At 68.4% G+C, this 9085-nt stretch carries 11 protein-coding genes; 2 read left to right on the top strand and 9 right to left on the bottom strand.

Annotated features, from left to right (window positions below; all coding sequences use genetic code 11):
- Positions 1-879, bottom strand: an 879-nt coding sequence (gene steA, locus TX88_RS19875; RefSeq protein ID WP_044518925.1) for a putative cytokinetic ring protein SteA, incomplete at its 3' end; no start/stop codon positions are given.
- Positions 880-979: 100 nt separating this feature from the next.
- Positions 980-1501 (bottom strand): CGNR zinc finger domain-containing protein, encoded by a 522-nt coding sequence (locus TX88_RS19880; protein ID WP_044518926.1) that lies wholly within the window; start codon positions 1499-1501, stop codon positions 980-982.
- Positions 1502-1643: 142 nt separating this feature from the next.
- Between TX88_RS19880 and TX88_RS19885 the strand changes: the two genes are divergently transcribed.
- Both TX88_RS19885 and TX88_RS19890 read left to right on the top strand, forming a co-directional pair.
- Positions 1644-2105, top strand: a complete 462-nt coding sequence (locus TX88_RS19885) for a VOC family protein (protein WP_044518927.1) — start codon at positions 1644-1646, stop codon at positions 2103-2105.
- 15 nt (positions 2106-2120) lie between these two features.
- Positions 2121-3023, top strand: a complete 903-nt coding sequence (locus TX88_RS19890; RefSeq protein WP_044519607.1) for a pyridoxamine 5'-phosphate oxidase family protein — start codon at positions 2121-2123, stop codon at positions 3021-3023.
- On the opposite strand, the gene TX88_RS19895 is transcribed toward TX88_RS19890, so the two are convergent.
- From TX88_RS19895 to TX88_RS19925, 7 genes are all read right to left on the bottom strand, one after another.
- Positions 3020-3229 carry a DUF4287 domain-containing protein gene (locus TX88_RS19895; protein ID WP_044518928.1) on the bottom strand — a complete coding sequence of 70 codons (210 nt, stop codon included), beginning with the start codon at positions 3227-3229 and terminating at the stop codon, positions 3020-3022. The genes TX88_RS19890 and TX88_RS19895 overlap by 4 nt on opposite strands.
- An 87-nt stretch (positions 3230-3316) precedes the next feature.
- A complete protein-coding gene (recN, locus tag TX88_RS19900; RefSeq protein ID WP_044518929.1) occupies positions 3317-5080 on the bottom strand; it encodes a DNA repair protein RecN in 1764 nt (587 codons plus the stop codon).
- Between the two features lie 6 nt (positions 5081-5086).
- Entirely contained in the window at positions 5087-6010 is a 924-nt protein-coding gene (locus tag TX88_RS19905; RefSeq protein ID WP_044518930.1) for an NAD kinase, read from the bottom strand.
- On the bottom strand, positions 6007-6816 hold the full coding sequence (locus tag TX88_RS19910) for a TlyA family RNA methyltransferase (protein WP_044518931.1): 810 nt from the start codon (positions 6814-6816) through the stop codon (positions 6007-6009). Before TX88_RS19910 ends, TX88_RS19905 begins: the two co-directional genes overlap by 4 nt.
- Before the next feature lie 6 nt (positions 6817-6822).
- A complete protein-coding gene (locus tag TX88_RS19915; RefSeq protein ID WP_044518932.1) occupies positions 6823-7029 on the bottom strand; it encodes a hypothetical protein in 207 nt (68 codons plus the stop codon).
- Between the two features lie 13 nt (positions 7030-7042).
- A complete protein-coding gene (locus TX88_RS19920; protein ID WP_044518933.1) occupies positions 7043-8059 on the bottom strand; it encodes an HAD-IIA family hydrolase in 1017 nt (338 codons plus the stop codon).
- A 1-nt stretch (position 8060) separates the two neighbouring features.
- Positions 8061-8915, bottom strand: a complete 855-nt coding sequence (locus tag TX88_RS19925) for a tetratricopeptide repeat protein (protein ID WP_084621946.1) — start codon at positions 8913-8915, stop codon at positions 8061-8063.
- Positions 8916-9085: the final 170 nt, after the last annotated feature.

A 9085-nucleotide genomic window follows, 5' to 3' on the forward strand; every position in this document is an offset into this window, starting at 1 on the left:
CGCACCGTGGTGGTCGCACAGCAGCAGGGCCAGGTCGGCTGCCGATCCGGCGGCCGGGAAGGTCATCGCGCCGACTCCGAGGTCCTGGATGCGCTCCAGACCGGCGGCGTGGCCGTCGGCATCGGCGGGCAGCACCACCTGGGCGCCGCACCGCAGCACCTCGACGCTCATCTTGTCGGGGTCGCCGACGATCAGCGCGGGCCGGTATCCGGCCTTGCGCAGCACGTCTGCGCCGGCCCCGACACCGACCAGCACGGGCTGGTACTCCTTGATGAACGGCTTGAGCGCTTTGAGGTCCTCGGCTGCGTCGGGCTCCTCGGCAACGATCACCACGTGCCTGCGGTGCAGGTCCACGTCGATGTTCGGGATTCCGATGCCGTCGATGAGCAGCGGGCTCTCGCTGCGGATGAACTCGATGGTGTTGCCGGCGAAGGCTTCCAGGTGCGCCACGAGGCCACTCTTGGCGTCGTGCATCAACTCGTGGATCTCTTGATCGTTGCGCTCGGTGCCCACCGCGATGCGCCGGTCACCCGAGTAGACCCCGCCGTTGTTCAGCCGGATCCGCGCCCCGTCTTTGATCTTCTTGAAGACTTCCGGCCCGGCCTCGTCGATGAGCACCACCCCGTTGGCGACGAGCACTTCGGGCCCCAGGTTCGGGTAGCGCCCCGAGATGGACGGCGAGGCGTTGACCACGCCGGCGATCTGCGCCTCGACCAGCGCATCCGCGGTGATCCGGTCCAGATCCTGGGCATCGAGAACGACGATGTCGCCAGGGCCGACGCGGCGCAGCAGCCGATCGATGTCGCGGTCCACTCGAGCAGTGCCGGTCACTCCCGGACGTGTACTGGCATTGCGGGTGAGCAGAGTGGCCATCTTCATGCGCCGATTCTGTCGAGCATCGCCAGTCAGTGGGCGGAGGCGCGCCGTAACACCAGCCTCACAAGTTGGCTTTAGTCACATCAGTAACAGGCAAACAGTCTCAATCCCGCTTCGCCGCGTAGTGCCGCGCGGCCTTCGCGCGGTTGCCACAGGTGGCCATCGAGTGCCAGCGCCGGGCCCCGTTTTTCGAGGTGTCGTGGAACCACAGGATGCAGTGCGGATGTGCGCACTGCTTGATCCGATCGGGCGCCTCACCCAGCAACCGCAACAAGTCCTCCGCGGCCAGCCACCCGGCGAGCCATTCCGGCTGCGCCACCTCGGCGGCCTCGGCGGGGCCGGACGCCGTGAGTGTGCGCCGGATCCGGCCGCGTTCCAGCACGTCGTTCACCTCGTCGACGGACCCGTCCCGGAGAGCCCGAAGGATGGCCTCGCGGGCCGAGACCAGGGCGATCCGCGCCTTCTCGTCCGCCTCGCAGCGATCCTCCAGCCCGTTGGCCAGCAACCAGCACCGCAGGCCATCGACGTCCGCCAGGAGGTCCTGTGGGCCGTCCGCCGACATCCACCGGGTGTTCAGCAGATCCAGCGCAAGAGGTTCGCCGACATGCGGGCGCGGATCACGCATACCTGAGGGTAACCACGCACCGACGGCACCAAGGGCCACCCGCCGAACTAACCGTCGAAATTCAAATAGACGGTTGACGACTCGTTCATCACCGCTCTAACCTGTTTAAGTAATTACATCGGTTAGCCATCAGGAGGACTGCATGACCGGGACCACCACGCCCCAGCTCGCCGCCGGACACGTCGGCATCAACGTCACCGATCTGGACCGCTCAGTCGCCTTCTACCGGAACGCACTGGGTTTCGAACCGCTGGCCGTCAACACCGAGGGTGACCACCGGTACGCCTTTCTCGGCACGGGCGGGACGCTGCGGCTGACCCTCTGGCAGCAGAGCAACGGCCGGTTCTCCACGGAAACACCGGGCCTGCATCATCTTTCGTTCGAGGCGGCCAGCATCGACGAGGTGCGGACCGTTGAGGCGGCGTTGAAGGCGCTGGGCACGGAGTTCGCGCACGACGGCGTCGTCGCGCACGGCGAGGGGACCTCATCCGGCGGCATCTTCTTCACCGACCCGGACGGAACCCGGCTCGAGGTGTACGCCTCTGACGGGGCGCAGACCGCTCCCGCGCCAACCGGAGCGGCCCCCACCTGCGGATTCTTCTGAGCCGAAAAGGTGAACATGTATCACTCGGGTGAGTTGGCGGTGCAGCGGCGCATGGGGCAGGAGGCCATCGCCACTCGCGTCGGCCGCATGATCCGCACCGAAGTTCCCGCGGCCGCCGCCGAGTTCCTCGCCGAACAGCCGATGATCGTGATCGCCGCGGCCGACGACGACGGCCGGGTGTGGACCAGCTTGACCGCCGGCCCGCCCGGCTTCGTCCACGCCGACGATCCGCGCACGATTCTGCTCGACGCGCTGCCCGCGCCGGGCGATCCGGTCCGGGACGCGCTGGGCAGCGGGCAGCAGATCGGGATGATCGCCATCGAGCCGCAGACCCGGCGCCGGATGCGGGTCAACGGCTCGGCCGAGCCGGCAGGGACCGGCCTGCGGATCCACACCGATCAGGTGTATTCGAACTGCCCGAAGTACATCTCACGCAGGCACATCGCGGAGGTGCGGTCCGCCGTGGGGCCGCCCGACGTGCAGCGTGGCGAATCACTGACCGATCGGCAGCAAGCGCTCATCGCCGGTGCCGACGCCTTCTTCATCGGGTCGGCGGATGCGGCGGGTAACGCCGACGCGTCCCACCGCGGCGGCAATCCCGGGTTCCTGCAGGTGCTCTCACCCCGGCAGCTGCGGTGGCCGGACTACCGCGGGAACTCGATGTTCATGACGCTGGGCAACATCGCGGCCAATCCGCGGTGCGGGCTGTTGGTGGTCGACTGGTCTTCCGGATCGACGATCCAGCTCACCGGAACCGCTGAAATCAACTGGGATGAAGCCGATTCCGGTGCCGGCACGCAGTGCGCTGTCGACTTCACGATCGGCGAGGTGGTGGAGCTGACCCATGTCAGCCCGCTGCGATGGAGCTCCGCCGAGCTGTCGCCGGCCAACCCGGGCCCGACCGGCGATCAGGGCTAGGCGCGCGCCTCGGCGAGAGTGTGGGCAACCAGCGCGTTGGCGTGCCCGTGCCCGAGGCCGTGCTCGGATTTGAGCCAACCGACCAACTCCATGTGCTTGGTCAACGGCGACGAACGAATCAGCTCCAGCCACTCGGCGATCGGCCGCCCGTACTTCTTCTCGATCGACGGGAAGTAGCTCGCCGGCCCCTTCACGGATTCCGCCATGGGTGCTCCTTCGGTTGTGCTTGCAGGTCTTTGCGTACCGACCGGCAACCTGGCGCAAACTCATCGCAACGCCACCGGGAGTCCGGCCTACGGCGCGCTGCGCTCCTGCTGCGCTGCCTCGAGCAGCTCTCTGGCATGGGCCCGGCCGCTGTCGGACTCCCCCAATCCGGCCAGCATCCGGGCCAGCTCGGCGACCCGGTCCTCGTCGTCGATGCGGCGCACGCCGCTGGACTTGGCCCGGCCGTTGCCGCTGTCGACCACGAGATGTGCGTCGGCGAAGGCCGCGACCTGAGGCAGGTGGGTCACCACGATGACCTGATGAGTGCGCGCCAGCCGGGCCAGACGGCGCCCGATCTGCACCGCGGCCCGGCCGCCGACCCCGGCGTCGACCTCGTCGAACACCATCGTCGTGCCCGCCGTCGATGCCGACAGCACCACCTCGAGGGCCAGCATCACGCGGGACAGCTCACCGCCGGAGGCACTCTTGGCCAGCGGCAGTACATCCGCGCCGCGGTGCGCGGTGAAGCCGAACTCGACGGCGTCCACACCGTCATGACCGGCATGCAGCATCTCGCCGTCGGGCATGGTCACCGGCGCGGAATCATCGGCCCGCGCCGGCATCGGACCGACACCGATGGTGAACACCGCATTCGTCATGGCCAGCCCGGCCAGTTCGGTGGTCACCGCCTTGGCCAGACCCTTGGCGGCCTTGGACCGGGCCTTGGTGAGTTCGCCTGCCGCCGCGACCAGTTGGGCCTCGAGCTCGGCGACCTTGCGGTCCAGGGCAGCCAGGCTCTCCTCGGACACGTCGAGCTGCGCCAACCGGTCGGCGGCATCGCGGGACCACTCCAGCACCCCGTCGATGTCGGCGGCGTACTTGCGGGTGAGTGTCCTCAGCTCGGCCTGCCGCGCCAGCTTGGTCTCCAAAGTGCTGGCATCGCTCGGCAATTCGGACAGATAGTCGCCGAGTTCGCCGGACACGTCACCGATCACCGCCATCGCCTCGGCCAGGCGGCCGCCCAGTGCCTGCAGCGCAGAGTCGTCGGTGGACTCCAGCGCCGCCTGCGCGCGGCCCACACCGTCTGCCGCCGACGTGGATTCCGGCGTGGGCTCGTCGAGCTCGCCGGCCAATGCGAAACGGGCGGTCTGCGCGGCTTCACGCAAGGCGTCGAGTTCAGACAGCCGACGGATGTCGGCGACGATCGCCTCGTCCTCACCGGGTTCCGGTGCGACCGCATCGATCTCGTGGATTCCGAAGCTGAGCCGGTCGGCTTCCTGGGCCAATTCCCGGGCCCGCCGGCGGCGGTCCGCCAGGTCACGACGCGCCGTCAGCCATTCGTCGCGGACACTCCGGTAGCGGGCCAGCGGCTTGTCGACGTCGGCGAACCGGTCCAGTGCCGCCCGCTGCTCGTCAGGTCGCATCAACCGCAGCTGGTCGTTCTGGCCGTGCAATGTCAGCACCTGGGCGGTGAAGCTGCTCAGCGACTTGGCCGGCACACTGCGCCCACCCAGAAACGCCCGCGACGGTCCGGCCCGGCTGACGGAGCGGGCCGCGATCACACTGCCGTCGTCGTCACGCTCGGCACCGGAGGAATCCAGGATCTCCTCGACCCGTCCGGTCACGTCCTCACCGAGTTCGATTGTGCTGAACCGGCCTTCCACCACAGCACGGTCAGAGCCAGAACGCACCCTCGTCGCGTCCGCCCGCGCCCCACCGAGCAGGTGCAGGCTGGTCACCACCATCGTCTTACCGGTACCGGTTTCACCGGTCAGTACCGTCAGCCCACGGTCGAACTCCGCGGTGGCAGCACTGATCGCGCCCAACGACTCGATACGAATCTCCGACAGCACAGGTATCTACTGTCCCCGCCATCCGGTGACAGGCAACCGGAACTTGCGCACCAGGCGATCGGTGAACGGTGCCGAGTCCAGCCGCACCCATTTCAGCGGCGTACCGCACCGGGTCACCTCGAGCCGGCCACCTGCCGGCACCACCATCTCGCGGCGACCGTCGCAGAACACCAGGGCGTCGTTGCCGCTTGCCTCGATCTCGATCGCGATACTGGCCAACGGACTGGTCACCATCGGACGGGCGAACAATGCGTGAGCATTGTTGGGTACCACCAGGATCGCCTCCAGGTCCGGCCACAGCACCGGGCCGCCCGCCGAGAACGCGTAGGCCGTGGATCCAGTCGGGGTCGACACCAGCACCCCGTCGCAGCCGAACGACGAGACCGGGCGGCCGTCCACCTCCAACACCACGCCGAGCACTCCGAGCCGGGGACCCTTCTCCAGGCTGGCCTCGTTGAGTGCCCAACCGCGGTTCACCACATCGGTCCCCACCCGCACCGCGATGTCGAGGGTCATCCGCTCCTCGACGCGGTAGTCGCGCTCGATGACGCGCTCGAGCACATGGTCGATCGCCTCGGCCTCGGCTTCGGCGAGGAATCCGATCCGGCCCAGATTGACTCCCAGCACCGGGATCTCGACATTTCGCGCGAGCTCCGCGGCTCGCAGGAACGTGCCGTCCCCGCCGAGCACGAGCACCAGTTCACAACCTTCGGCCGCGCGCTCGTCGGCGTCGACGACCTCGATGTCGACGCCGAGGGCGCGCATGTCATCCGGCGCCAGATGCAGCGGGCCGCGGTCCACGGCCTCCGCCGAGAGAACCTTCAGACCAATGCCGTTGTCGCCGAGCACCTTTTCCACTCGACGGGCAACTTCGGTCGCTTCGTCCCTGCCGGTGTGCACCACCAGCAGAATCGTGCGTTCAGCCGTCATTGCGGCCCCTCCTCGACGGCCCGCCGCACTGCCTGCTCCAGCGACTCGCCATCCAGCGGACGGTCGCCCTGGGCACGCAGGTGCAGGAAATACTCGACATTGCCCGATGGTCCGGGGAGCGGGCTGGCCGTCACATCGACAGCATGCCACTGCAATGTGGCCGCCTTGCGGGCGACCGTGCACACCGCGTCGATGCGCAACTCCGGGTCTGACACCACGCCGCCCGCACCCACCCGGTCCTTGCCGACCTCGAACTGCGGTTTCACCATCGGAACGATATCGGCGTCGGGCGCCGCGCAGGCCGTCAGCGCCGGAAGAACTGTGGCCAGCGAAATGAACGAAAGGTCGGCCACGATCAACTGCACCGGCCCGCCGATCGCCTCGGGGGTCAGCTCCCGCACATTCGTGCGTTCCAGCACGTGTACCCGGTCGTCGGATCTCAGTGGCCAGGCCAGCTGGCCGTAACCCACGTCGGCGGCCACCACCTCGGCGGCACCACGGTCCAGCAGCACCTCGGTGAAACCCCCGGTCGAGGCACCGGCGTCGAGGCAGCGGCGGCCTTCGACGGCGACGTCGAACGCGTCGAGTGCACCGATCAGCTTGTGCGCACCCCGCGAGACCCAGGTGCGCTCCGCGGAGGCGATCACGGTGATGTTGGTGTCCGGTGCGACGGCGGTTGCCGGTTTCGCCGCGGGCATGCCGTCGATCCGGACGCGGCCGGCCTCGATCAGTTCGGCTGCCTGCTGACGTGACCGGGCCAGGCCCCGCCGCACCAGCTCGGCATCAACGCGAGCGCGCCGCGCCACAGGCGCTCACCTTTCGGTCGCCTGCGATCCGCCCGGTTGCCCCCTGTCGACGGATTCGAGCGCCTGCACGAGCAGATCATGGGCCTGCTCGAGCCGGGCAGCCACCACGTCGATGTCCATGCCTTCGAGTGCGGACGGGTCCACCGCCGGATCCGGCACATCTGCCAGCACCGCGGCGACCTGCGCACGCAGCTGGTCTGGATCGGTAGTCATAGCGACACTCACGCTAGTCGATGGGTGCCGACAGCAACGACCAACGTTGCAGTGCCTGGCGTGCTGTGTCGTCGCCGGCGGCGACCGTCACAGCGGCCTGCCCCTGGCCGGCGCCCCACACCGCGTGCGCGGTCGCCCGCACAACGGACAATTCGTCCTGGGAATCCTGCCCGGTGGCGTACACGGTGACCGTGTCGGTGTCGATGTCGATCCGCCAGGCCGGGTCGGGCCCGATGCGGAGCGCATCGGCGTCGGCGTGCAATCCCCGCAGATCCGCCGCGAGGTACCCGGGACGCTCCGCTGGCACGGCATGTACCGCTTCGCTCGCGGTGCTGACGCCGGTGAGCACCATCAGGCTCGGCAGCCCGGCCGCGACGGCCCCGGCGATGTCGGTGTCGAGCCGATCCCCCACCACGAGCGGGGTCGCGAAGGTCCCGCGGCTCAACGCGTCGTTCATCAGTGTCGGCTGGGGCTTACCGGCCACCAGCGGCATCTGCTGGGTGGCCACCTTCAACGCGGCCACCATCGAGCCGTTGCCCGGCAGCAACCCGCGTTCCGAAGGAAGCGTCAGATCCACGTTGGCGGCGACCCACAGCGCTCCGGCGCGGATGGCCAGCGCGGCCTCGGCCAGGTCCGGCCACGCAGTGTCCGGCGAGTGCCCCTGCACCACCGCGACCGGACCCTCGTCGAACGTGCGAACCGGGCGAAGCCCGACATTGGACACCTCACCGGCGAGTGCGTCCGTCCCGACGACGAGCACCACGGAGTCCGGCGGCACGTGGGCGGCCAACAGGTGTGCGGCGCTCTGTGCGCTGGTCACGACGTCGTCGGAAGCGGCCGCGAATCCGAGGTCACGCAAGTGCTCGGCAACCTGCTCGGGAGCCCGTGACGCGTTGTTGGTGACATACAGCACCCGCGCGTCCAGGCCGGCCAGGCTCTCAACCGCACCTACGGTCGGCTCGTGGCCACGAAACACCGTGCCGTCGAGATCGAGCAGCAGGCAATCATGTTGCCGTGCAAGCGTGGTCACGTCAGGACAGCTCCGTGATCCGGTCTTCCGCGTCGGTGATGCCGTCGATATCAGCCTGCTCGGCGTGGAGGAACCACTGCAGGGCCTCCTCGGTGCGTCCCAGCGCGAGCAGAGTGTCGGCGTACACGTAGAACAACCGAGCCGCCGTCTGGCCCACCTTGGTCGGGTCGAGCTGCGGTGTGGACAGGATCGCCAGCGCCTGCTCGAACTGCCCGAGATCCGAACGCGCGCCGGCTGTGACGATGCGCAGCTCGTCGGCGTCCTCACCGGTGAGCGCGGTGGCCTCGTCGCTGCGAGCCAGTTCCAATGCCCGCTCGGGCCGTCCCACACCGCGTTCGCAATCGGCGATCATCGGCAGCAGCGAAGACTTGCTGCCCATCCGCCGCGCAGCACGCAATTCCGCGAGAGCCTGTGCCCAGTCGCCGCTGTGATAGGCCGCGATACCGACAGCCTCACGCACCACCGCGATCCGGCCGGCCCGGTTACGGGCGGCACGGGCGTGCGCGAGTGCGGTATCGGGATCTTCATCGAGCAACTTGCCGGCCATCACCAGATGACGAGCCACGAAATCCGCGGTCGTCTTGTCCAGAGTGACCAGTTCCCGACGTACATCGGGCGCCAGCTCTTTGGCCTCCACGTCGGCCGGCAATCGCGGGCCCTCGTGCCTGGGATCACCGTCAGCGGTCGGCTGTGCCTCACGCGCCCGGCCCGGCCCGGAAGTCCGGGGCGCGCCGGCACGTTGATCCCGCCCACGCTGGTCGTAGTGCCGCCGAGGACCCGAATTGTTGCTCGATGTGCGGTCGTTGGATGCACGCCGCGGGCGCCGCTCTGCGTCGCCTTGTCTGTCTCCGACCACGTGTGCCTTTCTACCCGCCCTTCCCGCAAAGGATACTGGCAGCAGCCACGGCCGACATAATTATGTGAGCGCCGACGCAGCGGGTAATCACTCGAATATCAATGGAATTCGACGATTTAAATCGGTAAATAAAAGCGAATCGCCCCCCACGTAAAACGTGGGGGGCGATT

The organism is Mycolicibacterium septicum DSM 44393 (assembly GCF_000455325.1).
GTDB classification, from domain to species: Bacteria; Actinomycetota; Actinomycetes; order Mycobacteriales; family Mycobacteriaceae; genus Mycobacterium; species Mycobacterium septicum.